This is a genomic window from Ancylobacter sp. SL191 (assembly GCF_026625645.1).
Classification (GTDB): Bacteria; Pseudomonadota; Alphaproteobacteria; order Rhizobiales; family Xanthobacteraceae; genus Ancylobacter.
Window position 1 is genome coordinate 4,274,617 of sequence record NZ_CP113056.1, and the last position, 22,695, is coordinate 4,297,311.

Sequence of the window (22,695 nt, forward strand, 5' to 3'; positions counted from 1 at the left end):
GCCGGGCCAGCGCGCGAACCGGGCGAGACGCCGCGCATTGAGGTGCATTTGCGTCAGCCGAGCGTGCGATGCGTGAGGATCGATCCACGGCGCCGGAGAGCGGCACGACGGGGCCCGTGACCGGAGCCGATCAGCTCATCGACGCCTCCACGGTGCTGGCGAGACCACCGGCGTCAACTCCTTGCTGGGGGTTAGCCCCTCCACACGGGATTCCTTTACCCAGGTGGCGATCAGCGACATAGTCGAAATCCGTTCGAGCGAACTCGCCCTTGAGCGTGGCGACCGCAAGACGCTGCCCGACCTCAAGCACCACCTCGACATGGCCAAGAAGCTGGCCGGCGACTGACCGATAAACGTTCCAAACGGAGCTCCGGCCCTTGAGCCTCGGCCCGGCTGTGCCAATCTGACCGGGCGGGGGCGCATTGTGAGCAGGGAACGTCCATGTCCACCAAAAGCGACTATCCCGCCAGCGCAACGCAGGTCGCGCCGCGTCACCGCGTGGTCATCATCGGTGCCGGGTTCGGCGGTGTGCAAGTCGCGCGCGGCCTCGCTTCCGCGTCGGCGGATGTCACGCTGATCGACCAGCATAATTACCACTGCTTCCAGCCGCTGCTCTATCAGGTGGCGACCGCCGTGCTCTCGCCGGCCGACATCGCCTGGCCGATCCGGCACATCCTCGCCGGCCAGCCCAACCTCACCATGCTGATGGCCCGCGCCGAGGGGGTGGACCGCGCCGCCCGCGTGGTGAACACCAGCGAGGGGCCGATCCCCTATGACATTCTCGTCCTAGCCACCGGGGCCACCTATGCCTATTTCGGCCATGACGACTGGGCCGAGGCGGCGCCGGGGCTCAAGAACATCGAGGACGCCACGCGCCTGCGCCGGCGCATCCTGCTCGCCTTCGAGCGCGCCGAAACGACCCGCGACGAGGCGGAACGCCGCCGGCTGCTGACCTTTGCCGTCATCGGCGGCGGACCGACGGGTGTGGAAATGGCCGGCGCCATCGCCGAGGTGGCCCGGCACGCGCTGGCGCCGGATTTCCGCAATGTCGATCCGCGCACGGCGCGCATCCTGCTGATCGAGGCCGGCCCGCGCCTGCTGCCAGCCCTGCCGGAGAACCTCGCCACCTATGCCGCCCACCGCCTTGAATCGATGGGCGTGGAGGTGATGACCGGCACGCCCGTGACGTCCATCGACGCGCATCAGGTGGCGCTGGGCGACGGCACGACCATCGAGACCGCCACCACTGTCTGGGCCGCCGGGGTGAAGGCCTCCGGCGCCGGGCAGTGGCTCGGGGCCGAGACCGACCGCGCCGGGCGCTGCCTCGTCACGCCCCAGCTCACCCTGCCCGGCGATCCCGCCATCTTTGTCATTGGCGACACGGCCTCGGTGAAGGACGCCGCCGGCAAGCCGGTGCCGGGCATCGCCCCCGCCGCCAAGCAGATGGGCGCCTATGTCGCCAGGGTCATCCGCGCCCGCCTCGCCGGCAAGGCGGAGGTCGGGCCGTTCCGCTACAGCCATCAGGGCGATCTCGCCACCATCGGGCGCAATTCCGCCGTGGTGAAGCTCGGCCGGTTCGAGCTCACGGGGTTTCTGGGCTGGGTGTTCTGGGGGATCGTCCATGTCTACTTCCTGATCGGCACGCGCAACCGCCTCGCCGTCGGCACCACCTGGCTGTGGAACTACGTCACCAACCAGCGCGCCGCCCGGCTCATCACCGGCGACACCACGGCCGGCGAGCACAGGCCGGCGGCTCCGGTGTCTTCCCCCTCCTAGCTGAACCTGAGCCCCCGCCTGAGCTCTTATGGAACGGCACCCGGCCCGAAGCGTTGAACCGGGCCGCTGCTGGGCGGCGTTTCGTGTGACTGGAGGGCTAACACAATGGAAGACGCACAGATCGGGTGGATCGCCGCCATCATTATCGGCGGTCTCGCCGGCTGGATCGCCTCGGCGATCATGAAGACCGGCACCGGCATTTTTCTCAACATCGTGCTCGGCATCATCGGCGCCGCCGTGGCGAGCTTCCTGTTCGGCTTCTTCGGCATCGGCTTCGGCGGGTGGATCGGTTATCTCGTGGCCGGTGTCATCGGTGCCTGCATCCTGATCGGGCTGGTGCGGGCGATCCGAAGCTAGCCGGCCATGGCGCTCGGCTACCACGCATCGCACGAGCAGTTCGCCCCGGCAAACGGCGCGCCGGCATCATCGCGGCGGGCACGTGGGTTCCGCGACATCTACCTTCACAATGTCGGAGTAAACCAGCGCGCCTTCATCGATGATTTCGGCGCGAAGGTGCTGCCGCATTTTCCCTCGGCAGCCTGACGCGCCGCATACAGGAGAGCCGACATGAGCGAGGCCCATTGGTGGCAGCGGGGAATCTTCTATCAGGTCTATCCCCGCTCTTTTCAGGACACCAATGGCGATGGCATCGGCGACCTCGACGGTATCCGCGAGCGCCTGCCCTATCTCGCCGGGCTCGGCATCGACGCGGTGTGGGTCTCGCCCATCTATCCCTCGCCCATGGCCGATTTCGGCTATGACGTCGCGGATTATTGCGGCGTCCATCCACTCTTCGGCGATCTTGCCGGCTTTGACCGGTTGGTCGCCGAGGCGCACCGGCTCGACCTCAAGCTGGTGCTCGACTTCGTGCCCAACCACACATCGAGCCAGCACCCGTGGTTTCTGGAAGCCCGCTCATCGCCCAACAGTGCCAAGCGCGACTGGTACATCTGGCGCGACCCGGCGCCGGATGGCGGCCCGCCCAACAACTGGATCAGCAATTTCGGCGGCCCCGCCTGGACGCTCGATCCGGCCAGCGGCCAGTATTATTACCACGCCTTCCTGAAGCAGCAGCCCGATCTGAACTGGCGCAATCCCGAGGTGCGGGCCGCCATGCACGATGTGCTGCGCTTCTGGATGAACCGGGGCGTGGACGGCTTCCGTGTCGATGTCATCTGGCACCTGATGAAGGATCCCGAGTTCCGCGACGACCCGCTGAACCCGGCCTATCGCCATGGCGAACCGGAAGTCTCCCGCCTGCTCCAGACCCGCTCGACCGACCAGCCGGACGTGCACGGCATCATCGCCGGCTTGCGGGCGGTGCTGGAGGAGTATGGCGACCGGGTGCTGATCGGCGAGATCTACCTGCCGGTCGAGCGGCTCGTCACCTATTACGGCGACAATCTGGAAGGCGCGCATCTGCCGTTTAATTTCCAGCTTCTGCATGCAAGCTGGACCGCCCCGGCGCTCGCCCGGCTGATCGAGGATTATGAGGCGGCGCTGCCGAAGGGCGGATGGCCGAACTGGGTGCTCGGCAATCACGACCGCCCGCGCATCGCCAGCCGCATCGGTCCCGAGCGGGCGCGGCTGGCCGCCATGCTGCTGCTCACGCTGCGCGGCACGCCCACCATGTATTACGGCGACGAGATCGGCATGGAGAATGTGCCGATCCCGACCGATCAGGCGCAAGACCCTTGGGAGAAGAACGAGCCGGGCCTTGGCGTCGGGCGTGACCCGGAGCGCACGCCGATGCAGTGGGACAGCTCGCCCCATGCCGGCTTCACCACGGGGCGTCCCTGGCTGCCGCTCGCCCATGATCACGCTCACCGCAATGTGGAGGCCCAGAGCGCCGACCCGCATTCGCTTCTAAATCTCTATCGTCGCCTGATCGCGCTGCGTCGCACGGCGCCCACCCTGCAACTCGGTAGCTATGGCCTTGTCGGCACGGCGGGCGAGGCGCTCATCTTCATGCGCGAGCATGAGGGCGAGCGGTTTCTCATCGCGCTCAATCTGGGCGACACGCCGCGCGGCGATATCGCCCTGCCGGCCGGGGAAACGGGCGGGTGCATTCTGATCTCCACCGAACTTGACCGAGAGGAACCCGTGCAAGGCGGCTTCTGGCTGCGGCCCTATGAGGGCGTCATCGTGCAGTTGGCGCAGACTTAGGGCCTATTGAAGCAAGGGGCACCGCGACTATGCTACCGGCGCTCTGACCGGGACTTATCGCGCATGCCCCTCGATTTGACCGCCGCCGCCCTGATCCCGATCGACATGCAGAAGGGCTTCGACGACCCGAAGTGGCCGCCGCGCTGGAACACGGCCTCGGACGATCATGGTCGCGCGCTAATCGCGGCGTGGCGGGAAGCGGGGCGGCCGATCTTCCATGTGCGCCATGACTCGGTGGAGGAAGGCTCAACGCTCCGCCCCGACCATCCCGGCAATGCGCTGCGCGACGGCTTCACCCCCGTGGGCGACGAGCCGCTGATCACCAAATCGGTCAACGCGGCCTTCATCGGCACCGATCTCGATTTGCGCCTGCGCCGGGCAGGGATTTCCACCCTCGTGCTCTTCGGCATCTCCACCGATATGTGCGTGTCGACCACCACGCGCGTGGGCGCGAATCTCGGCTATCGGGTCATTCTGGTCGAGGATGCCTGCGACTGCTTCGACCTGCCGAACCCGCACGGGGGCGTCATCCCCGCCCGCACGGTCCACGACATCCACGTGGCGACCCTGCGCTACGAATTCGCCACGGTCGCCACGACGGCCGAGGTGCTGGCGGCGCTGGGTTAGAGCTCGCTGCGGCGAAAGGCATAGTCGAGCCCGCCAACGCGGAACCAGCGATAGCCATAGGGCTCCAGCGTGATGACGTGACGCCCTTGGTCGTTCGCCTCGCTATGGTCGTCCGAGAGCAGGTTCACCAGCCGGTCGGGCTCGCCCGTCGGCGGCTCCAGCGGGAAATCGACCTCCTGCCCTTCCGCGTGGAAATTATGCAGGAACAGCACCGTGTTGTTCCGCCAGGTGTAGCGCAGCGCCAGCACGGACTTGTGGCCGACATCCATGATCTCGACGTCGCCCCAGCCGATCTCCTGCGTCTCCTGACGCATGCGGATCATGCGTTCCATCCAGTTCAGCAGCGAGCCCGGATCGCGGCGCTGCTCGGCGACATTGACCTGCTCGAAGCCATAGGCGCCCGCGTCGATCGCCGGCAGGAAGGTCTTCGGGTTCGGGCTGAAGCCGCCTTGCGGCTCGTTGGACCACTGCATGGGCGTGCGCGCGCACTGCCGCTCCGGCAGAGCAAGATCATCGCCCATGCCGATCTCATCGCCATAGCGCAGCACCGGCGTGCCCGGCAGGCTCAGCAGCAGGCTGTAGGCCAGTTCGAGCCGTCGCCGGTCACCCTGAAGCATGGGCGCGAGACGCCGACGGATGCCCCGGTCATAGAGCTGCATGGAGGCGTCCGGCCCGAAGGCGTCGAACACCGACTGGCGCTGCTCCGGGGTTAGCCGGCCGAGATCGAGCTCGTCATGATTGCGCAGGAACAGGCCCCATTGCGCGGTCGCGTAGTCCGGCCGCGTCGCTTTCAGCGCCTTGGCCAGCGGGCGCGTATCGGACGACGCCAGTGCATAGAACAGCGACTGGTTGACCTGGAAATTGAACATCATGTGCATCCGGTCGCCATCGGCGCCGAAATATTTCATGTCGTCCTCGGGCAGGATGTTGGCCTCGGCGAGGATGATGGCGTCGCCGCGCCGCCATTGCAGGAACTCGCGGAAGGTCCGCAGCATGTCGAAATGCTCGGTGGGCGGCCCGACAATGTCCGCGCCCTTCTCGGCAATGACGAAGGGCACCGCGTCCATGCGGAAACCGGAAACGCCGAGCTGCAGCCAGAACCCCATGATGCGCAGGATCTCCGCCTGCACATCGGGATTGGCCGTGTTGAGGTCCGGCTGGAAATCATAGAAGCGGTGGAAATAGTAGGCGCCGGCCTTCTTGTCATAGGTCCAGGTAGTCTTCTGAACGCCGGGAAACACCATGCCTTCATTGGCATTCCTCGGCTTCTTCTTCGACCAAACATACCAGTCGCGATAGGGCGAATTGGGGTCCGAGCGGGCCGACTGGAACCACGGATGCTGGTTCGACGTGTGATTGACCACGAGGTCGATCAGCACCCGCATGCCCCGCTGATGAGCGGCGTGGGTGAATTCCACGAAGTCGCCCAACGTGCCGTAGCGCGGGTCGACGCTGTAATAGTCGGCGACATCATAGCCGTCGTCGCGGCCGGGCGAGGTCTGGAACGGCATCAGCCAGACGGCGGTGACGCCGAGGCCGTGCAGATAATCCAGCCGGCGCATGAGGCCGCGAAAATCGCCGACCCCGTCACCGTTCGCATCCATGAAGCTCTCGACGGAGAGGCAATAGACGATGGCGTTCTTGTACCAGAGGTCGGTGATCACACAGCGCTTCTCCGCGGGGGCGAGAGCGCAACGCTCTGGAAGAGCGCCCGTTCCACCGGGAATCCCACTCCTTCAGCTTTCGCCGAGAAGCTTCCGGTACTCCTCGCCCAGCGCCTCGATGGTCCCGGCAGCGAAAGGCCACTCGCCATCGACGACACCCTGGCGAATCTCATTGGCAAGAATCGGCCAGAACCGCTCCACCAGGTCGGCCACCCGCCTCTCCGCGATGCCATGGGCGCGCAGATCAAGAGCGCACATTTCGCGCGCGGTCTGTTCGGTGCGTTTCAACCTGCCCCTCGACGCCTCGGGCGGCCGCGGGCTAACCCGCACGCCGCCAGCCTTTCCGGCTATTCCTCGTTGAGAAAGGAGATGTCGCCCACGCTACGGAACTTCAAGCCTTCAGCGGACATATCCAGCACCTCAATGGGCATCCAGCGGCCGCTTTCCAGGACCAGTGTTGCCCGGCGGGCGCTGCGCGCCTCCACCATCTGGGCCAGTTCCGCCCGTACATCACCCGTCGCGACGCGGCTCTCATGGACGTGGTCGAGCACGTAGCTGTAGCTCGCTGTCGATGAGCCCGACATGCTCGTGCGCAGCCAGCCACGCCCTTTGAATGTTCGTGTCATTCCACCATCCCGACCCGTTGGCGCCGACCGGCCCGCCACGTGGCAAACCATGGTTCCCGCGCCCATTCCGCAGGTCTTCCGAGGAGCCCTAGGATCCGCCCTTCAGTACTAATACGTACGAAAAGCCGGAAGGATCGCCGCGGCCTGGATTTATTTGCCGGCTTTTGTCACCGGATCGCCGAACCCGGGCGCACATGCCGCGTTGCCTAGGGAGTGCGCCCGCCGCTGGCCGGTGGGTGCCGTGTGCAGCCACGCATGGATTGACGCGACAGTGAGCCGTATCCTCGTCATCGGTGCGACCGGCCTGATCGGGTCCGGCATCGTGGCGCGCCTTGCCCACGAGGGGCATCAGATCATCGGTGTGGCGCGTGACATTTACGGCGCAGCGGAGCGGCTGCCCGTGGCCCAGTGGCACGACCTCGACCTGGCCCAAGCGGGGAGTGACCAGTGGAGAGAGCTGCTCGCCGGCGTCAGTGTCGTCGTCAATTGCGCGGGCGCACTGCAGAGCGGACCGGCGGACAATCTCCGAGGCACCCACATACGCGGTCTCGCGGCGCTGGTTGCCGCCTGCGAGGCCCAGAATGTACATCGGCTGGTGCATTTCTCGGCCATGGGAGTCAACCGCGCAACGCCCAGCGAATTCTCGCGCACCAAGCGCGAGGGCGAGGCTGCGCTGACTGCCAGCGCTCTCGATTGGATCATCCTGCGCCCCTCCGTCGTGCTCGGCGCACCCGTCTACGGCGCAAGCGCGCTGATCCGTGGTCTCTCCGCTCTGCCATTGCTGCCAGTGATGCCGGGAACAGGGCTGCTACAGCCGGTGGCGCTGGAAGATGTGGTCGAGACCGTGGCCATCCTCTCTCGGCCCGAGGCGCCAGCGCGGGTTGCGCTCGATCTTGCCGGACCGGACCGACTGAGTTTCAGCGATCTTGTTCGCCTCTACCGAGGGTGGCTCGGACTGCGTCCTGCGCGCGAGGTGACGCTTCCCTTCTTTCTCGCTGGGGCAATCTATCGGCTGGGCGATCTCGTCTCCTGGCTGGGCTGGCGGCCGCCGGTGCGCTCGACCGCCCGCCAGGAGATCGCCCGCGGCGCGGTGGGCGACACGACGGACTGGCGGCGCGTCACCGGAATCGTGCCCCGCGCCATTCCCGCCACCCTCCATATGCGCCCGGCCAGTGTGCAGGACGGCTGGTTCGCCCGTCTTTATCTGCTGAAGCCCGTGGTCCTCGTGGGCCTCGTGCTGTTCTGGATCGGTTCGGGGATCGCTTCGCTTGGCCCCGGCTATCGCGGTGGGCTCGCCATGCTCGCCGATAGCGGGCTGGGCGCCCTCGCGCCGGTCACCGTGATCGCCGGAGGGCTCGCCGATCTACTGGTGGGCGCTGGCATTGCGATGCGCCGGACGGCTCGGCCGGCCCTGCTGGCGGGTATCTTCGTCGCTCTGCTCTATGCCCTCTCGGGAACACTGCTCACGCCGGCACTCTGGCTCGACCCGCTCGCGCCTTTGCTGAAGATCGCGCCCATCACCGCGCTGATGCTGGTCGCCCTCGCCACGCTGGAAGACCGCGCATGACCTATCTGATCCTAAAATATCTGCATCTCATCGGCGCCATCGTGCTCATCGGCACCGGTGCCGGCATTGCCTTCTTCATGGTGATGGCCCACCGCACCGGGAATGCGACCAAGATCGCCGGTGTCGCGCGCATCGTGGTGAGGGCGGACTTCCTGTTCACCGCCACGGCCGTGGTCGCGCAACCCATCACCGGTGTTCTGCTGGCGCGCGAGGTCGGCTACCCGCTCACCGAAAGCTGGATCGTGCTGTCGGTCATTCTCTATCTGGTGATCGGCGCGTTCTGGGTGCCGGTCTTGGTCATTCAAATGCGGGTGCGCGACATGGCGGAAGCGGCCGACACGATGCATCAGCCGCTTCCACCTCAGTATCATCGTCTGTTCTGGATATGGTTTGCCTTTGGCTTCCCGGCTTTCGGCGCCATCCTCGCCATTCTCTGGCTGATGATCGCTCGCCCTCAGTTCAGCCTGTTCTAGGCCTCCAGGGGAACCCGTTCGATAACGGCATGAGTAGGCCCGGAAAGGCTGCCCCGCGGATTCTCATCCTCCAGCAAAAAGAAGGAGGAGATGAACCAGACAAGGGCGATCACGGCGATTGCCCCAAGCGCCAGCCGCAGAAGCCACTGGCCCCGCATCAGTAGCGCCTCCCGTGCGCCCAGAGAGCGCCCGCGAGGAAGCCGGCTGCCGCGGCGAGAACCATGCCGGGGAGCGGGTCGACATGAGCGGCAACAGCCTCGTTGCCGCTGCGATAAGCGCTCTTGCCGCGCTCACCAAGGTCGGCGGCATAGCCCTGGGCGGTTTCCACAGCAGCCTGCACCTTGCGGGTGGCGGACTCCGAGTCAGCCGAGCCCGGCATCGTGTCGGCCTTGGAGGGAAGATCGTCGTTCATTGCCATGGGTATCTCCTTTGTCTCGAAAGGGAACGCGCCCGATCGGACACGGTTCCGGTGGTGGCGGCGCCGCGCGCTAAAGGGCGCCTTCGGCCCGCCGCTCCATCAGTTCCGTGGTGGTGAGCGTCTCGATTTGTCGGGAAAAGCGCCGGCGATAAATTGCCAGCGCCGCCTCATGCCCCTCGTCCGAGGACGAGCACACCGCATCCGCGACAAGCAGGACGCGGTAACCCCGGTCGACGGCGTCCGTCACAGTGGAGAGCACGCACATGTCGGTCTCCGCGCCGGTGATCACCAGCGTGTCCGTGCCAGAGCCATTGAGAAGTGGCGCGAGTCCGGGTGCCGAGAACGCAGAGAAACGCCATTTGTCGACGACCTGAGCGGGCGGAGTAAGCGCCGCAAGCCCCGGCACGAGATCGAGCAGCCGCGTATCCATCTTCTCCAGCGTGAGGCCAGACCACCGCTGATAATAGCCGCGCCAGGTTCCGATCTCTTCGTCCGGGTGCCGCGCCGGGATGAAACGGGTGAAGACGGTGGCAGCCCCGAACGCAGCCGACACTGCCGTGACGTTCGGCAAGGCTCGTTCCATCCAAGGCGTCGGCCAAGGCCCTTCCGGCGCGAAAAGCTTCTGCATGTCGAGGCAGAGGTGCGCAACGGCCACCATTTCCGCCGCGCCGGTCAGACGCCGGGGCGCCGATGGCGCGCCCCGGCGTTCCCGCTCATCGCGCCTTCCGGATCCCCCGCCGGCGAACCCTCGCCCCGGCGCGACGGCGGCACTTCCAGCGTGCGGCGGATGCTGGCGATTTCACTGACCGGCTCCACCTCGCCGCCGGTGATGCCGACATTGGGTTCGGCGTTGGCCGGATTCGGGCTGGGGGGCGCGATGTGATCGGGTTCGTCGGGATAGTCCAATGCGCCCGGGGGCATGGGCACGGGCGGCGCCTCGGCCGCGTCGGAGGAACGCAAGCTGCCGTTCCCGGTATTATCATCCCGCATACCCGCCTGCTCCTGCTCGGCGCCCGCGCCGTCATGCGCGCGCTCGGCCCGCAGCCAGTGATCGTGCTCGCGGCCCGCCGGCTGCCCGTCGCTTTCCCAGAGCCGGTAGGCATGTTCACGGATACGTTGCTCACGTTCGTTCATGGTGTTCTCCCGTATTGGTGCGATCCCAACGCCGGGAGCTGGCGGACGTTCCGGCCCCAGCCGACCCGCAAAGGCGGAACGCGCCGGGGGAACGCCCTAGGGAACGCGACGTTGATGGACAGCGCGGCGGCCAAGCGGCGCCCGCCGACGGACCGGCGGCACGGAGAGTGCTCCCATGCCCAGCAAGACCGAACTGCGCCGGCTCGCCCGGCGCTTCGACCTCACCATCGTCGGCTGCCCCGCCCTCACCCTCCGCCGCCGCAAGGCGGGACGTGGCTTCAGCTACACAGATGCCGAGGGACACCCGATCAAAGACCCGGAAACACTTCGCCGGCTGAAGAGCCTCGCCGTGCCGCCGGCCTATCGCAATGTGATGTTCGCCACCGATCCGCGCGCCCACCTCCAGGCGATCGGCGAGGACACGGCCGGACGGCTGCAATATCGCTATCATCCCGACTGGACCCGCGTGCGTGAGGCAGTGAAGGCGCAGAAGCTCGCCGACCTCGCCGAAGCCCTCCCCGCCATCAACCGCGCGGTACAGCGCGCGCTCAGACGCCCCGAACCCGATCGGCGGCTGGCGCTGGCGGCGGCGGTGCAACTCGTCGCGCTCACCGCGATCCGCGCGGGCTCGGACGCTTATGCCGAGGAACACGGCACGCGCGGCGCGACGACGCTGCTCAAGACCCATGCGCGGATCGAGGAGGATCGCATCGCCCTGTGCTTCAAAGGCAAGGGAGGTAAGATAATAGTGAAAGAAACACGCCACGCCGCGCTCGCCGAAGCGCTGCGGCGGATGCGCGAAATGCCTGGCCGGCGCTTGTTCAAATACCGCGACGCCAAGGGCGCCATCCACCCCATCCGCGCCTCGGATGTGAACGCTTTCCTGAAGGGCATCGGCCGCAGCCGTATCTCGCTGAAGGATTTCCGCACGCTGACCGCCTCCATGGGCGTGCTGGACCGGCTGGCGAAGGAGACACCCGAGACCAGCGCCGCCAAGCGCCGCAAGCAGATCAATGCCGCCGTTTCCCCGCTGGCGGAAGAACTCGCCAATACGCTCACCGTCTGCCGCACCAGCTATGTGCATGACACGGTAATCTCCGCCTTTGAGGCGGGGAAGCTGACGACCACGGCCCTGCGCGCCCGCTCGGCCACCGCGAAAGCGGCGCTGCTCGCGGAACTCTTGGGCAGCGGCGCGCGAAAGCGGATCAAGGCCGCGAAGGTCGAGGCCGGCGCCGTGCGCCAGGAAGGGCCTGTTCTGGGTGGCACCGCCCCCGCCGCGTGAAACTCAGGGCCGGATGCGCCCGACCTCGCGCAGCGTAGTGCCCTCCTTCCGCAACACGACACCTTCGCCCGAGGCCGGCACCATGCCGGTCAGCGCGGTGATGTTGACCTGATGGCTGACCACCACGAGCGCGCCGGGCCCGTTCCACGCCATGAGCCGGCGCCGGGCGGCCGCGGTCTGCTCGGGTTCGTCCGCACGGTCCTGGAAGAAGGAATCGAAGGGCGGCGCCGGCGTTACCCGGCCGGGAAAGGCCAGCTCCGCCGTCTCCAGCGCCCGACACCAGCGGGATGATAATACCTCTCCGACCGTCACACCCTCACGACGGAAGACGGCACCGATACGAGCCGCCTGCGCGCGGCCGGCGGCGTCGAGGTTGCGCTGGGTGGCGCACTCGCCGAGCCGGAAGTTCGGCGGATCGCCCACGCCCGGCGCGATCGCGTGGCGGAATAACACAATACCGCCCTCCCGCAGCGCCTGCCACGCCGCGGCCTCATCCGCCCGCGCCGGCGCGAGGCCAAGCAGGGCTAAGCATCCGAAAAGGCCGATAAAGAGCCGACGCCGCATGGTCACTCCCGGTTTTCCAGAAGGATTGGTGACATTTTTACGTAACGTCACCACCGGCCGATCACATCAGAGAAACGGCGCCGCCGGTTGTTTGATGCATCCGCATCAGGGACAGCGAGTCCTCGCACGCCTGCATTTTGTCGAGGAGGCATACACATCACGCAAGCAATTTAATACCTCCGCACACGCCCGGCGGGGTAGCTCCGCCGGGTAGAAATGGCCGCGCCAGAGAGAATACGTCCAGCCGGAGACACCCATTCGGATTGTCGCCATGCCCGTTTCCCCAGGGGGTGAGCCCTCAGGCCGGCGCCTTCTTGGGAGCCGCCTTCTTCGGACCCGTCTTCTTCGCGGCCGACGCCGCCGGAGCGGCCTTGGCGGGAGCAGGCGCCGTCTTCGGCGGGGCAGCAGCCGGCTTGGCCGCCGGCTTCGCCTCGGCCTTGGGAGCGGGCGTGGACGCCGCCTTGACGGGCGTCTGGGTGGCCTTGGCGGGCGCAGCGGCCGGTTTGGCCACCGGCTTCACGGCGGGTTTCGCAGCCGCCTTGGTGGCGGGCTTTGCCGCCTTGGCGGCCCTCGGCGAGGACGTCTCGACATGGGGCGCCGGGATATCGCCGCCCGCCTCAGTCCCAGGGAAATGAGGAGCCTGCTGCTCGCCCTGATCGGTCAACGTGGGAAATTCCCCCGTATTAACAAGCGCTTCAATCGGCTCCGCATCCGGCTCCGGCGCGTCGACCGCATGCAGCGCCGTCTGCTGGCTGTCCTCAATGGCGATCATTTCCTTGGCGGCGAACCAGTGATGTTCGGAGCGGCCATCGGGCCGGCCCTCTTCTTCCCACAAGCGATGCGCCCTCTCGCGGATGCGGTGTTCACGCTCGTCCATCTTGTCCTCCCATGCGGTGATCCAACAACGTCGCCCCCCAGGTCGCGTTCCCCACAGGATGCGACGCTAGGGAACTCTCGCGCGCCTCAAACCGTTGATCCGCATACAGCGGGAGATATGGCGATGCGCGACGACGGAAATCCGGCCGAGATGTTTCGGGTGCGGGGAACCGAGGCCAACTGGTTTGTGGAGCAGAATGGTACCACCGGTATGTCCTACGCCAGCAAGGAAGCCGCTTTCGAGGCGGCGGTCGGCGCGGCGTCAAACGCGGTACGAGAGGGACGCCACGTCGTCATCGACGTGCCGGCTCCCAAGGTGACTGAATCGACGCTGGGCGTCGAGGGTGCGAACGGCCGCAGTTCCTCATCCTGACCCCGGATCACGGGGGGTGAGAGTAGAAAAACACCGAAGGACGACCCGGCACGGGTGGCTTGCGGCCGCGCTTTTGGTGAGCGGCTGCACCGGCCCGCAATCGGCGCTCGACCCGGCGGGCTCCAGCGCGGCGACCATTGCCGAGATCTTCTGGGTGATGCTAACCGGCGCGGCCGTGATCTGGGTCATCGTGCTCGGCGCCATCGTGTTCGGCGCCCGCCTGCAGAAGCGCCCCATCTCCGACCGCACGGGAGTTCGGCTAATCCTTTGGGCCGGCGCGGTTTTTCCCACACTTGTGCTGACCGCGCTGCTCATTTACGGGCTGCGGCTGATGCCCACACTGCGCCCCGCCGAGGCCGATTTTCGCATCCACATCGTGGGCGAGCAGTTCTGGTGGCGCGTCACCTACCATCTGCCGGACCGCGCACCGATCATCAGCGCCAACGAGGTCCGGCTACCGGTCGGCGCCTCCGTCGCCTTTACCCTCGATACCGCCGACGTCATCCATTCCTTTTGGATCCCCGCGCTCGGGGGCAAGCTGGACCTTATTCCCGGTCGCACCAACCGGCTGGTGCTCGACGCGATCAAGGTAGGAATATACCGCGGCGTCTGCGCAGAATTCTGCGGCGAATCACACAGCTTCATGGGATTCGCCGTCCATGTGATGGAGCCGGACGCCTTCGCCCGCTGGGTGGAGCGTGAGGCCAGTGTGGTGGACGATCAGGCCAGTCAGGTGGCCAGTGAGACCGATCAGGCCGATGTGGCGCGCGGGCGGGATGCCTTCCTCGCCAATGGCTGCGGCGGCTGCCACACGGTGAGGGGCACGCCGGCCGCCGGTGAGATCGGACCCGATCTCACCCATGTCGCCGGCCGCTCGACCCTCGGCGCCCATGTGCTGACCAACACGCCGGAGAACCGGGCGCTGTTCATTGCCGATGTGGAGCGGGTGAAGCCGGGGGCGCGGATGCCCTCCTACGGCGCTCTGCCGCCCGACGAACTCGCCGCCATCACCGCCTATCTGGGGAGCCTGAAATGAACGCGGACCCGCAGGAGCGGCGCGACAGCGAGGATCTGCCGGATGCGCAGGAACAGCGGCTGCGCCGGGTATGGGCGTTCTCGGCGGGCTGGCGGTACTTTTCCAACGTCAACAACCAGGTCGTCGGCCTCTGGTACACCGGGACGGCCTTCGCCTTCTTCCTGTTCGCCGGCGTGCTGGCGCTGATCATGCGCACGCAGCTCGCCGTGCCGGGCAACGACCTCGTCTCGGCCGATACCTACAACCAGCTTTTCACGCTGCACGGCACGATGATGATGTTCCTCTTCGCCGTCCCGATCTTCGAGGCGGTGGCGATCCTCATCCTGCCGCAGATGCTGGCGGCGCGCGACCTGCCCTTCCCACGCCTCTCCGCCTTCGGCTTCTGGTGCTTCCTGATCGGCGGCTGCTTCGTCGCCGGCTCGATCTTCTTCGATGCCGCGCCCAATGGCGGCTGGTTCATGTACCCGCCGCTCGCCACCGATACCAAGCAGAGCGGCATCGGCGCCGACATCTGGCTGCTCGGCCTGTCCTTCATCGAGATCGCCTCCATCGCCGCGGCGGTGGAACTGATCGTCGGCGTGCTGAAGTGCCGCCCGCCGGGCATGCGCATCAACCTGATGCCGCTCTATTGCTGGTATGTGCTGATCGTCGGCGGGATGATCCTGTTCGCCTTCCCGCCGCTGATCGCCGGCGACATCCTGTTCGAGGCCGAACGGCTGCTCGGCTGGCCGTTCTTCGACGCGACGCGGGGCGGCGACCCGGTGCTGTGGCAGCACCTGTTCTGGATCTTCGGCCACCCGGAGGTCTACATCATCTTCCTGCCCTCCATCGCGCTGCTCGCGATGATCGTGCCGACCTTCGCCCAGCGCCCGATCCTTGGCTATGGATGGATCGTGCTGGCGGCGGTGGGCACCGGCTTCCTGAGCTTCGGGCTGTGGGCGCACCACATGTACACGATCGGCATGCCGGCCGTGTCGCAGGGCTTCTTCTCGGCGGCCTCCGAGGCGGTGGCCATCCCGACCGGCGTGCAGATCTTCGTCTTCGCCGCGACGCTGCTGGCGGGGAAAGTGATCTTCGCCATCCCCATGCTGTTCGCCACCGGGGCGCTCGCCATCTTCGTCTTTGGCGGGCTGACGGGGGTGATGGTGGCGCTCGCCCCCTTCGACTGGCAGGCGCATGACAGCTATTTCGTCGTCGCCCACCTGCACTACACGCTGATTGGCGGCATGTTCTTCCCGCTGATCGCCGGCGTGTACTATTTCTTCCCCTTCGTGACCGGGCGGATGCTGTCCGAGCGGCTGGGGCGCTGGTCGTTCTGGCTGATGTTCGCCGGTTTCAACATTTCCTTCCTGCCGATGCACATCACCGGGCTGCGCGGGATGCCACGCCGCGTTTTCACTTACCCTGAAGGGCTCGGCTGGGACTGGCTGAATATGGTCTCCACCCTCGGCGCCTTCACCATGGCGGCGGGTGTTGCGGTGCTGCTCGTCGACGTATTCAGGCCCGGCAAGCCGAAGGCGCCGCGCAATCCCTGGAAGGCCGGCACGCTGGAATGGGTAGCGGGCGATCCGTCCGAGCCATGGGGCATACGTTCCGTGCCCGTCATCTCCAGCCGCTACCCGCTCTGGGAGCAGGAGCACCTGCTGCGCGACATCGACGAGGGCCGGTTCTTCCTGCCGGACGCCCGCGAGGGCAAGCGCGAGACGCTGGTGACGGATGTGCTCGACGCCGAGCCCCTGCAGGTGCTGCGCATTCCCGGCGACAGCTTCAAACCGATGATCGCCGCCTTCCTCATCGGCGGCAGCTTCATCTTCGCCACCTTCCACTGGTGGATGCCCGCCCTCGTCTCCGGCCTGGCGGGCATCGCCGCCATCATGGTTTGGCTGTGGACCGGAACCGCGATAATCCCGGACCAGCCCTCCAAGGACGCCGGCATGGGGCAGGAGCTGAAGCTCTACGCCTCAGGTTCCCAGTCGGTCGGCTGGTGGGCGATGTTCATCACCATGGTCGGTGACAGCACCGCCTTCATCAGCCTGATCTTCGGCTATTTCTACTACTGGACCATCCATGACGTGTTCCCGCCCGCGCACGCGAACGGGCCCGGCGTGCTGTTCCCGGCGCTCGGCGTCGGCGCGAGCCTTCTCGCCTGGGGGCTGATGGTGCTAGCGCGGCGGGCCAATGACGCCGACCGGCCGGGCCGGCTGCGCGTGCTGCTGGCTCTGGCGGCCGTCTCGGCGCTGGCGGGAGGCGCCGGCCTGCTGCTCGGGCCATGGACCACCGCGCTTGAACCCACACGGCATGCCTATGACGCCATCGTCTGGGTGCTGGTGATCTGGGCGGCGCTGCACAATGTCGTCGGCGTGCTCATGCAGGGTTACTGCCTCGCCGGCAGCTTGGCCGGCAAGCTGACCCGCACGCACGACATCGATATCCAGAACGTGGTGCTCTACTGGCACTTCGCCGCCCTCACCGCCTTCGCGACCGGGGCCGTCATCGCCCTGTTCCCGCTGGCCGCGAACTAGGGAGGGCGCGGATGCTGCTGTGGCGCGACAAGGCCAATCTCTGGACGCTGATCCTGCCGCCCACCGTCTGGGCTGTTCATTTCACCTTCAGCTATGTGGCGGCGGCGGTCGCCTGCGCGCGCGACCCGCAGACCGATCTCAACGGCGTGCAGATCGCCGTCGGGCTCGCCACGCTGGTCGCGCTCGCCGCCATCCTGCTCTCGGGCTGGCAGGCGGTGCGGCACTGGGGCTTCGGCTCGGACCTGCCGCCGCACGACCAGGCGACGGATGAGGACCGCCAGCGTTTTCTCGGCCTCTCCACCCTGCTGGTCAGCGCGCTCAGCGCCATCGCGGTGGTGTTCGCCGCTTTTCCCGTCATTTTCATCACGGATTGCCGCTGATGCGCGATGCCGCCCTCCTCCTCGGCGCGATCCTGCTCGGCCTCATCTGGGGTGGGCCGCTGCCGGCGCTCGCCGCGCATTCCTTCACCGCGCATATGACGATGCATATGGGCGTGGTCGCCATCTGCGCGCCGCTGATCGCGCTCGGCATCGCCGGCGGCCCGCTCGACCCCTCGCCGCGCCACCCGCTGCTGTTCGGCCCGCTCATCGCCGCCATGCTGGAATTCGTCGTCGTCTGGGGCTGGCACCTGCCGGTGCTGCATGGCGCGGCGCGCAGCCGCACGCTGCTGCTGGTGCTCGAACAGGGCTCGTTCTTCGCGGTCGGCGTGCTGGTCTGGGTCGCCTGCTTCGGCTTCGGGCGGGACAGCCGCACCGGGCGCAGCCTGCTGGGCACGCTCGGCCTGCTCATCACCTCCATGCACATGACGCTGCTCGGCGCGCTCATCGCCTTTGCCGGGCGTCCGCTCTACCGCCATGCCGGTCATGTCGGCGACACCGCCGCGCAGGTCGCCGACCAGCAAATCGGGGGCATCGTCATGCTGCTGATCGGCGGGTTGGCCTATCTGATCGGCGGTCTCGTGCTGATGGCTCGGGTGCTGCTGGCCGAGCCGGACCCGCCCTCCGGGCGGCGGGAGGTGGCGCGATGAGGCTACCCTTCCGGCTTCCCGAACTGACCTGGCGCCGCCTGTTCCTCACGCTGGCGGGCCTCGCCCTGTTCAGCGTGCTGGTGGCGTGGTCCGGCCTCGTCAATGTCGGCGCCAGCACCGGCCATTGGGCGATCACCAATTGGGGGCTGCACTGGGTGATGGGTAACTATACCCGCACCTATGCGCGGCTGGAGGAGCAGCCGCCGGCCGATCTCGATGACCCCGCGCGGGTGCGCCGCGCCGCCGGCCATTTCGAGACCGCCTGCGCCTTCTGCCACGGCTCGCCGGCGCATGAGGGGCCGATCCTGCCCGCCAACATGACGCCGCGCCCGCCGGCGCTCGACGGCTCGGCACAGATATGGAGCCCGCGCGAGCTCTCCCGCATCATCCGCCACGGCATCAAATATACCGGCATGCCGGCCTGGGTCGCGCTGGAGCGGGAGGACGAGGTGTGGGCAATGGTCGCCTTCGTGCGCGCCTTGCCGCAGATGAGCCCGGACGCCTACCGCGCCATGGCGATCGGCCCGGCCGTGCCGGACGATCCAGTGCTTCAGGGCTGCGCCCGCTGCCACGGGACGGAGGGCGCCTCGGTGGAGGGCGCCGTCCCGGTGCTGGCCGGCCAGAGCGCGGCCTATCTGACGGCGAGCCTGCGCGCCTTCGCGACGGGATCGCGCCACAGCGGCTACATGCAATTCGCCGTGGACGGGCTTGAGGACACCGCGCTCGCCCGCATGGCGACCCATTATGCCGGGATTGACGCCGGGGTTGCGGGCCTCTCCGAGAACGCCCCGGCGGGTGACGCGCGGGGCGCGCGGATCGCCCGCGAAGGGTTGCCGCTGGCGGATGTGCCGGCCTGCCAGAGCTGCCACGGCGCGAGCGCTGGCCGCAACCCGGCCTATCCGCGCCTTGCCGGGCAGGATGCGACCTATCTCGCCGACCAGCTGCGCGCCTTCAAGGCGGGCGTGCGCGGCGGCACCGCCTATGGCGACATCATGCGCAAGATCGCCGAGCGGCTGGAGGATGAGGACATCGAGGCGGTGGCCGAGGCTTATTCGACGGTTCGCCCCTAAGAAAAAACCGGCGCCCGAGGGCGCCGGCTAAAGATGGGTCCGGGGATCGTCGGCCTGGTCGCTCAGGCGGCCTTCAGCGCCTTGCTGTTGGCGACCTGGTCGGCGAGCTTGGAGAGCAGCGCGTCGGTCTTCGTTTCTTCCTGCAGCGTGGCGTCGAGCAGGGTCACCGCGTCCTTGAGGCCGAGCACCTGCGCCCAGCGCTTCAGCGTGCCGTAGCGGCTGATCTCATAGTGCTCCACCGCCTGCGCGGCGGCGGCGAGGCCCGCGTCCAGAGCCGGCTGGCCCTTGAACTCGTCCATGATCTCCTCGCCCTCTTCGAGAATGCCCTCGATCGCGGCGCAGGTCTTGCCCTGCGGGCGCTTGCCGATCAGCTCGAAGACCTGCTGAAGGCGCTCGATCTGGCCTTCGGTCTCGTCGCGGTGCTGCTCGAAGGCCTTCTTGACCTCCGGCGACTGGGCGGCGCGGGCCATCTTCGGCAGCGCCTTCAGAATCTTGCGCTCGGCGTAATAGATGTCCTTGAGCGTCTCGTGAAACAGGGTGTCGAGCGTCTTCTCCGCCATGTCCGTCTCCAGTTCGTTTGGTCCCCTCAAGCGAGCAGACAACGGGCGGGACGTGGCTTCGTTCCGCGGAAATCTCAGGCACGCGGGCCCCGCCAGCCGCGCCGCGCCCGCCAGAAAACCGTGCTGTCGGCATAGCCCAGCGCCTCGGCCACACGGGCGAGGCTGGAGCCGCCCTCCACCAGCTGCTCGGCGATGGAGCGGCGCTGCTCGCGCACCAGATCGCGCAGGCTCACCCCCTCCTCGGACAGGCGGCGCTGAAGGGTGCGGGGCGACAGGCCGAGCTCGGCGGCGACCGAGGTGAGGGTCAGCGGCTTGTGGCCGAGATAGATGCCGATGACCCCGCGCACCTGATCGGCGAGCCCCGGCGCGCGCTGCGCCTTGCCGCCGAGATCGGTCGCGTGCCGCTCCAATATGGCGATGAGGTCATGGTCCTCGGCGCGGTAGAGCCGGTCGGCATCGGCCTTGGTCATCAGCATGCGGTTCGCCGACTGGCCGAACAGGATCGGGCAGCGCAGCAGCCGTTGCAGCGGGGCGGGATCGACCGGGGCGCCGTGCTCGAGATGCACCTCGAGCGGATTCCAGCCGGCGGAAAAGCAGCTGCGCACCATCTGGCAGGTCGCCGCCACCGAGAACTCGCTGTCCTGCCGGCGCGGCCAAAGGCGCGGGTCTTCCAGCCGGTAGCTCCAGACCAGCCGGTCGCCCTCCTCCATCAGGCCGATGGCGGTCGCGCCCTGCACCACCGCCACATGCTTGGCCATGCGCGCCAGCGCGGCGCGGATGGTGCCGGAGAGCGAGAACAACATGCCGATGGGGCCGATATCGGCGGGCCGGAAGGCGGCGCCGAGCCGCGCGCCGAAACAGGGATCGCCGGTATGCACCGCCGCGTCCTCGAACACGGCGAGATAGCGCGCCATGGGGATAAGGGCGTAAGAATCCTCAAGCTGCGAGCGCAACAGCCCATGGCCGGCGAGGATCATGTCCGCCTTGCCGGTCAACCGGTCGAGCGGGCCCATCAGACTGAGCAGCACGGAGGCCCGAATTGAAGCGATTTCAGGCACGCGCACGGTCAAATTCGGTGCATTTGCCATTGAGGGCGGCTCCCGCGCCATCGCTGGCGCAAACTATCGAAATCTCGGCATATCCAGCAATTTCAGGACCACCCGGCACCCTCGATATTCCCCCGAGGAAATAAATGCCTCAACCAGAGGGGGTCTCCATGTCCTTGAACGATGCAGTGCCACATGCCGTCAGCGGCGGCGCGTTGCCGCTTGCGACCGACGCCCTTTTGACCGACGCCCTTGCCCCGAAGGCGCTGGCGAAGAATTCCGTCGGCCTCGCCCATATCGTGTTCTTCGTGGTGGCGGCCGCCGCGCCGCTGACCGCCGTGGTCGGCGCCTCGCCGGCCGCCTTCGCCTTCGGCAACGGGCCGGGCGTGCCCGGCGCCTTCGTGCTGGCGGGGCTGCTCTACCTCGTCTTTTCGGTCGGCTTCACCGCCATGAGCCGCCATGTCGGCGGCGCCGGCGCCTTCTACACCTATATCGCGCAGGGCATCGGCAAGCCGGCCGGCGTCGGCGGGGCGATGATGGCGCTGGTCACCTACAGTGCGGTGCAGATCGCGGTCTACGCGCTGTTCGGCGTGTTCGTCGCCGGGGCGCTGGCGCCCTTCGGCATCGAGCTGCCCTGGTGGATCTGGGCCTATGTGGCGCTGATCGCGGTGATGGCCTGCGGCCAGCGCAATATCGCCTTTTCCGGCGCCATTCTCGGCGTGTGCATGCTGGCGGAGATCGCCATCCTGCTGCTGCTCGACATCGGCATCGTGTTGAAGGGCGGCGGGCCGGAGGGCTTCACCTTCTCCGCCTTCGCGCCGTCCACCGTCTTCGCGCCGGGGCTGGGCGTGGCGCTGGTCTTCGTCATCGGCTCCTTCATCGGCTTCGAGGCCACCGCCATCTTCGGCGAGGAAGCCGAGAACCCGGAGAAGACCATTCCCCGCGCCACCTATGTCGCGGTGCTGCTGATCACCCTGTTTTACGCCTTCTCGACCTGGGCGGCCGTGCAGTTCTACGGCCCCTCGCAGGTGCAGGCCGTCGCCGAGAAGGGGCTGGAGGCCTTCTACTTCACCGCCGCGGCCGAGGTGCTGGGCGGCTGGTCGGTGGAGGTGATGAACCTCCTGCTCATCACCTCGCTGTTTGCCTGCATCCTCTCCTTCCACAACACGCTCAACCGCTATTTCTTCGCACTCGGCCGCGAGGGGCTGGCGCTGCGGGCGCTCGGCAAGGTGCATGACGTGCATGGCTCGCCGCACATCGCCGGCTATGTGCAGAGCGCGGTGGCGGCGGTGATCCTCGCTTTGTTCATCGCGGCGGGCGCCGACCCCTACACCACCGTGTTCTCCTTCATGTCGGCGCTGGCCGTGCTCGGCATCCTCGCCGTGCAGGTGCTGGTGTCGCTGGCGGTGATCCGCTTCTTCCGGGTCACCCCCACCCGGCACGGCGTTTGGACGACGCTCATCGCCCCCGTTCTCGGCCTCATCGGGCTCGCCGGCGCGCTGGTGCTGGTGACGGTGAACCTGTCGCTGCTGACCGGCAGCGAGAGCCCGCTGGTGATGGCCTTCCCCTATGGGCTGGCCGTGGTGTTCCTGCTCGGCGCCGGCTTCGCGCTGTATCTGCGCCAGCGCCGGCCGGAGCTTTATGCCAGCCTCGGGGAGGTGTTCGCGTGAGCACGCTCAGCCTCTCCCCCCATACGCACGCTGCCGCGCCGGCACCGGGCCTCGCCCGCGATCTCACCCGCGCCGCCCTCGCCGGAGCGATGGTCGCCCTGCTGATCGTCGCCAGCATCCAGAGCCACGCGCTGTGCGACCTGTTCTGCCTCCATGAGGTGCTGGGCGCGCCGATGGACGCGGTGCTCTGCACCGCCGCCGCGCAGCCCTGATCCCGT

Annotated in this window: 27 protein-coding genes; 17 read left to right on the forward strand and 10 right to left on the reverse strand. The window is 67.5% G+C overall.

The window, feature by feature from the left end:
• Window positions 1–223: 223 nt before the first annotated feature.
• The 6 genes from OU996_RS21500 to OU996_RS19555 all read left to right on the forward strand — a co-directional run bounded on the left by OU996_RS21500 (window position 224) and on the right by OU996_RS19555 (window position 4,569).
• Entirely contained in the window at window positions 224–346 is a 123-nt protein-coding gene (locus tag OU996_RS21500; protein WP_420712655.1) for a hypothetical protein, read from the forward strand.
• Window positions 347–441: 95 nt separating this feature from the next.
• On the forward strand, window positions 442–1,776 hold the full coding sequence (locus OU996_RS19535) for an NAD(P)/FAD-dependent oxidoreductase (RefSeq protein WP_267583246.1): 1,335 nt from the start codon (window positions 442–444) through the stop codon (window positions 1,774–1,776).
• A 105-nt stretch (window positions 1,777–1,881) separates the two neighbouring features.
• Window positions 1,882–2,133 carry a GlsB/YeaQ/YmgE family stress response membrane protein gene (locus OU996_RS19540; RefSeq protein WP_267583247.1) on the forward strand — a complete coding sequence of 84 codons (252 nt, stop codon included), beginning with the start codon at window positions 1,882–1,884 and terminating at the stop codon, window positions 2,131–2,133.
• 6 nt (window positions 2,134–2,139) lie between these two features.
• Window positions 2,140–2,319: a hypothetical protein gene (locus OU996_RS21505; RefSeq protein ID WP_267583248.1), complete on the forward strand. Its 180-nt coding sequence runs from the start codon at window positions 2,140–2,142 to the stop codon at window positions 2,317–2,319.
• A 24-nt stretch (window positions 2,320–2,343) separates the two neighbouring features.
• Window positions 2,344–3,942: an alpha-amylase family glycosyl hydrolase gene (locus OU996_RS19550; RefSeq protein WP_267583249.1), complete on the forward strand. Its 1,599-nt coding sequence runs from the start codon at window positions 2,344–2,346 to the stop codon at window positions 3,940–3,942.
• A gap of 63 nt (window positions 3,943–4,005) precedes the next feature.
• Complete coding sequence (locus tag OU996_RS19555) at window positions 4,006–4,569, forward strand: cysteine hydrolase family protein (protein ID WP_267583250.1); 564 nt, start codon at window positions 4,006–4,008, stop codon at window positions 4,567–4,569.
• On the opposite strand, the gene OU996_RS19560 is transcribed toward OU996_RS19555, so the two are convergent.
• From OU996_RS19560 to OU996_RS19570, 3 genes are all read right to left on the reverse strand, one after another.
• A complete protein-coding gene (locus tag OU996_RS19560) occupies window positions 4,566–6,233 on the reverse strand; it encodes an alpha-amylase family protein (RefSeq protein WP_267583251.1) in 1,668 nt (555 codons plus the stop codon). The genes OU996_RS19555 and OU996_RS19560 overlap by 4 nt on opposite strands.
• Window positions 6,234–6,305: 72 nt before the next feature.
• The gene (locus OU996_RS19565; RefSeq protein ID WP_267583252.1) at window positions 6,306–6,521 is read right to left on the reverse strand and encodes a hypothetical protein; all 216 of its coding nucleotides are present in this window, start codon (window positions 6,519–6,521) and stop codon (window positions 6,306–6,308) included.
• 59 nt (window positions 6,522–6,580) lie between these two features.
• Window positions 6,581–6,859 carry a hypothetical protein gene (locus OU996_RS19570; RefSeq protein ID WP_267583253.1) on the reverse strand — a complete coding sequence of 93 codons (279 nt, stop codon included), beginning with the start codon at window positions 6,857–6,859 and terminating at the stop codon, window positions 6,581–6,583.
• Window positions 6,860–7,130: 271 nt separating this feature from the next.
• Here OU996_RS19570 and OU996_RS19575 point away from each other — a divergent pair, with 271 nt between their 5' ends.
• Together OU996_RS19575 and OU996_RS19580 are read left to right on the forward strand one after the other, a co-directional pair.
• A complete protein-coding gene (locus OU996_RS19575; RefSeq protein WP_267583254.1) occupies window positions 7,131–8,426 on the forward strand; it encodes an SDR family oxidoreductase in 1,296 nt (431 codons plus the stop codon).
• Window positions 8,423–8,899 (forward strand): DUF2269 family protein, encoded by a 477-nt coding sequence (locus tag OU996_RS19580; protein ID WP_267583255.1) that lies wholly within the window; start codon window positions 8,423–8,425, stop codon window positions 8,897–8,899. The genes OU996_RS19575 and OU996_RS19580 overlap by 4 nt, the downstream gene beginning before the upstream one ends.
• Window positions 8,900–9,056: 157 nt before the next feature.
• Here OU996_RS19580 and OU996_RS19585 read toward each other — a convergent pair whose 3' ends face one another.
• The 3 genes from OU996_RS19585 to OU996_RS19595 all read right to left on the reverse strand — a co-directional run bounded on the left by OU996_RS19585 (window position 9,057) and on the right by OU996_RS19595 (window position 10,451).
• Window positions 9,057–9,317 (reverse strand): hypothetical protein, encoded by a 261-nt coding sequence (locus tag OU996_RS19585; RefSeq protein WP_267583256.1) that lies wholly within the window; start codon window positions 9,315–9,317, stop codon window positions 9,057–9,059.
• Between the two features lie 70 nt (window positions 9,318–9,387).
• Window positions 9,388–9,975: a cysteine hydrolase family protein gene (locus OU996_RS19590; protein WP_267583257.1), complete on the reverse strand. Its 588-nt coding sequence runs from the start codon at window positions 9,973–9,975 to the stop codon at window positions 9,388–9,390.
• Window positions 9,976–9,989: 14 nt separating this feature from the next.
• Window positions 9,990–10,451: a DUF2934 domain-containing protein gene (locus OU996_RS19595; RefSeq protein ID WP_267583258.1), complete on the reverse strand. Its 462-nt coding sequence runs from the start codon at window positions 10,449–10,451 to the stop codon at window positions 9,990–9,992.
• 175 nt (window positions 10,452–10,626) lie between these two features.
• Between OU996_RS19595 and OU996_RS19600 the strand changes: the two genes are divergently transcribed.
• Window positions 10,627–11,733 carry a DNA topoisomerase IB gene (locus OU996_RS19600; RefSeq protein WP_267583259.1) on the forward strand — a complete coding sequence of 369 codons (1,107 nt, stop codon included), beginning with the start codon at window positions 10,627–10,629 and terminating at the stop codon, window positions 11,731–11,733.
• A gap of 3 nt (window positions 11,734–11,736) precedes the next feature.
• Here OU996_RS19600 and OU996_RS19605 read toward each other — a convergent pair whose 3' ends face one another.
• Together OU996_RS19605 and OU996_RS19610 are read right to left on the reverse strand one after the other, a co-directional pair.
• Window positions 11,737–12,351: a histidine phosphatase family protein gene (locus tag OU996_RS19605; RefSeq protein ID WP_267583260.1), complete on the reverse strand. Its 615-nt coding sequence runs from the start codon at window positions 12,349–12,351 to the stop codon at window positions 11,737–11,739.
• Window positions 12,352–12,595: 244 nt separating this feature from the next.
• A complete protein-coding gene (locus tag OU996_RS19610) occupies window positions 12,596–13,174 on the reverse strand; it encodes a DUF2934 domain-containing protein (RefSeq protein WP_267583261.1) in 579 nt (192 codons plus the stop codon).
• Between the two features lie 123 nt (window positions 13,175–13,297).
• Between OU996_RS19610 and OU996_RS19615 the strand changes: the two genes are divergently transcribed.
• The 6 genes from OU996_RS19615 (at window position 13,298) to OU996_RS19640 (ending at window position 19,201) form a co-directional block, all read left to right on the forward strand.
• Window positions 13,298–13,546 carry a hypothetical protein gene (locus OU996_RS19615; protein ID WP_267583262.1) on the forward strand — a complete coding sequence of 83 codons (249 nt, stop codon included), beginning with the start codon at window positions 13,298–13,300 and terminating at the stop codon, window positions 13,544–13,546.
• A 76-nt stretch (window positions 13,547–13,622) separates the two neighbouring features.
• Entirely contained in the window at window positions 13,623–14,582 is a 960-nt protein-coding gene (coxB, locus tag OU996_RS19620) for a cytochrome c oxidase subunit II (RefSeq protein WP_267583263.1), read from the forward strand.
• Window positions 14,579–17,104, forward strand: a complete 2,526-nt coding sequence (gene ctaD / locus OU996_RS19625; protein ID WP_267583264.1) for a cytochrome c oxidase subunit I — start codon at window positions 14,579–14,581, stop codon at window positions 17,102–17,104. The genes coxB and ctaD overlap by 4 nt, the downstream gene beginning before the upstream one ends.
• An 11-nt stretch (window positions 17,105–17,115) precedes the next feature.
• The gene (locus tag OU996_RS19630) at window positions 17,116–17,484 is read left to right on the forward strand and encodes a hypothetical protein (RefSeq protein ID WP_267583265.1); all 369 of its coding nucleotides are present in this window, start codon (window positions 17,116–17,118) and stop codon (window positions 17,482–17,484) included.
• Window positions 17,484–18,131: a cytochrome c oxidase assembly protein gene (locus OU996_RS19635; protein WP_267583266.1), complete on the forward strand. Its 648-nt coding sequence runs from the start codon at window positions 17,484–17,486 to the stop codon at window positions 18,129–18,131. The genes OU996_RS19630 and OU996_RS19635 overlap by 1 nt, the downstream gene beginning before the upstream one ends.
• Window positions 18,128–19,201, forward strand: coding sequence for a c-type cytochrome (locus tag OU996_RS19640; protein ID WP_267583267.1), 1,074 nt, complete (start codon window positions 18,128–18,130; stop codon window positions 19,199–19,201). Before OU996_RS19635 ends, OU996_RS19640 begins: the two co-directional genes overlap by 4 nt.
• 62 nt (window positions 19,202–19,263) lie before the next feature.
• On the opposite strand, the gene OU996_RS19645 is transcribed toward OU996_RS19640, so the two are convergent.
• On the reverse strand, window positions 19,264–19,761 hold the full coding sequence (locus OU996_RS19645) for a ferritin-like domain-containing protein (protein WP_267583268.1): 498 nt from the start codon (window positions 19,759–19,761) through the stop codon (window positions 19,264–19,266).
• Window positions 19,762–19,835: 74 nt separating this feature from the next.
• Window positions 19,836–20,849 (reverse strand): AraC family transcriptional regulator, encoded by a 1,014-nt coding sequence (locus tag OU996_RS19650; RefSeq protein WP_267583269.1) that lies wholly within the window; start codon window positions 20,847–20,849, stop codon window positions 19,836–19,838.
• A 128-nt stretch (window positions 20,850–20,977) separates the two neighbouring features.
• On the opposite strand from OU996_RS19650, the gene OU996_RS19655 reads away from it, so the two are divergent.
• Window positions 20,978–22,477 carry an APC family permease gene (locus tag OU996_RS19655; RefSeq protein ID WP_267583270.1) on the forward strand — a complete coding sequence of 500 codons (1,500 nt, stop codon included), beginning with the start codon at window positions 20,978–20,980 and terminating at the stop codon, window positions 22,475–22,477.
• Window positions 22,474–22,689: a hypothetical protein gene (locus tag OU996_RS19660; protein ID WP_267583271.1), complete on the forward strand. Its 216-nt coding sequence runs from the start codon at window positions 22,474–22,476 to the stop codon at window positions 22,687–22,689. Before OU996_RS19655 ends, OU996_RS19660 begins: the two co-directional genes overlap by 4 nt.
• Window positions 22,690–22,695 lie beyond the last annotated feature (6 nt).

What these genes read in the sequence shown, in the direction of transcription:
- OU996_RS19535 (WP_267583246.1), top strand. Translation starts at nt 442, where the DNA reads ATGTCCACCAAAAGCGACTATCCCGCCAGCGCAACGCAGGTCGCGCCG.
- OU996_RS19540 (WP_267583247.1), top strand. Translation starts at nt 1,882, where the DNA reads ATGGAAGACGCACAGATCGGGTGGATCGCCGCCATCATTATCGGCGGT.
- OU996_RS21505 (WP_267583248.1), top strand. Translation starts at nt 2,140, where the DNA reads ATGGCGCTCGGCTACCACGCATCGCACGAGCAGTTCGCCCCGGCAAAC.
- OU996_RS19550 (WP_267583249.1), top strand. Translation starts at nt 2,344, where the DNA reads ATGAGCGAGGCCCATTGGTGGCAGCGGGGAATCTTCTATCAGGTCTAT.
- OU996_RS19555 (WP_267583250.1), top strand. Translation starts at nt 4,006, where the DNA reads ATGCCCCTCGATTTGACCGCCGCCGCCCTGATCCCGATCGACATGCAG.
- OU996_RS19570 (WP_267583253.1), bottom strand. Translation starts at nt 6,859, where the DNA reads ATGACACGAACATTCAAAGGGCGTGGCTGGCTGCGCACGAGCATGTCG.
- OU996_RS19580 (WP_267583255.1), top strand. Translation starts at nt 8,423, where the DNA reads ATGACCTATCTGATCCTAAAATATCTGCATCTCATCGGCGCCATCGTG.
- OU996_RS19585 (WP_267583256.1), bottom strand. Translation starts at nt 9,317, where the DNA reads ATGGCAATGAACGACGATCTTCCCTCCAAGGCCGACACGATGCCGGGC.
- OU996_RS19590 (WP_267583257.1), bottom strand. Translation starts at nt 9,975, where the DNA reads ATGGTGGCCGTTGCGCACCTCTGCCTCGACATGCAGAAGCTTTTCGCG.
- OU996_RS19595 (WP_267583258.1), bottom strand. Translation starts at nt 10,451, where the DNA reads ATGAACGAACGTGAGCAACGTATCCGTGAACATGCCTACCGGCTCTGG.
- OU996_RS19600 (WP_267583259.1), top strand. Translation starts at nt 10,627, where the DNA reads ATGCCCAGCAAGACCGAACTGCGCCGGCTCGCCCGGCGCTTCGACCTC.
- OU996_RS19610 (WP_267583261.1), bottom strand. Translation starts at nt 13,174, where the DNA reads ATGGACGAGCGTGAACACCGCATCCGCGAGAGGGCGCATCGCTTGTGG.
- OU996_RS19615 (WP_267583262.1), top strand. Translation starts at nt 13,298, where the DNA reads ATGCGCGACGACGGAAATCCGGCCGAGATGTTTCGGGTGCGGGGAACC.
- ctaD (WP_267583264.1), top strand. Translation starts at nt 14,579, where the DNA reads ATGAACGCGGACCCGCAGGAGCGGCGCGACAGCGAGGATCTGCCGGAT.
- OU996_RS19630 (WP_267583265.1), top strand. Translation starts at nt 17,116, where the DNA reads ATGCTGCTGTGGCGCGACAAGGCCAATCTCTGGACGCTGATCCTGCCG.
- OU996_RS19635 (WP_267583266.1), top strand. Translation starts at nt 17,484, where the DNA reads ATGCGCGATGCCGCCCTCCTCCTCGGCGCGATCCTGCTCGGCCTCATC.
- OU996_RS19640 (WP_267583267.1), top strand. Translation starts at nt 18,128, where the DNA reads ATGAGGCTACCCTTCCGGCTTCCCGAACTGACCTGGCGCCGCCTGTTC.
- OU996_RS19645 (WP_267583268.1), bottom strand. Translation starts at nt 19,761, where the DNA reads ATGGCGGAGAAGACGCTCGACACCCTGTTTCACGAGACGCTCAAGGAC.
- OU996_RS19650 (WP_267583269.1), bottom strand. Translation starts at nt 20,849, where the DNA reads ATGGCAAATGCACCGAATTTGACCGTGCGCGTGCCTGAAATCGCTTCA.
- OU996_RS19655 (WP_267583270.1), top strand. Translation starts at nt 20,978, where the DNA reads ATGTCCTTGAACGATGCAGTGCCACATGCCGTCAGCGGCGGCGCGTTG.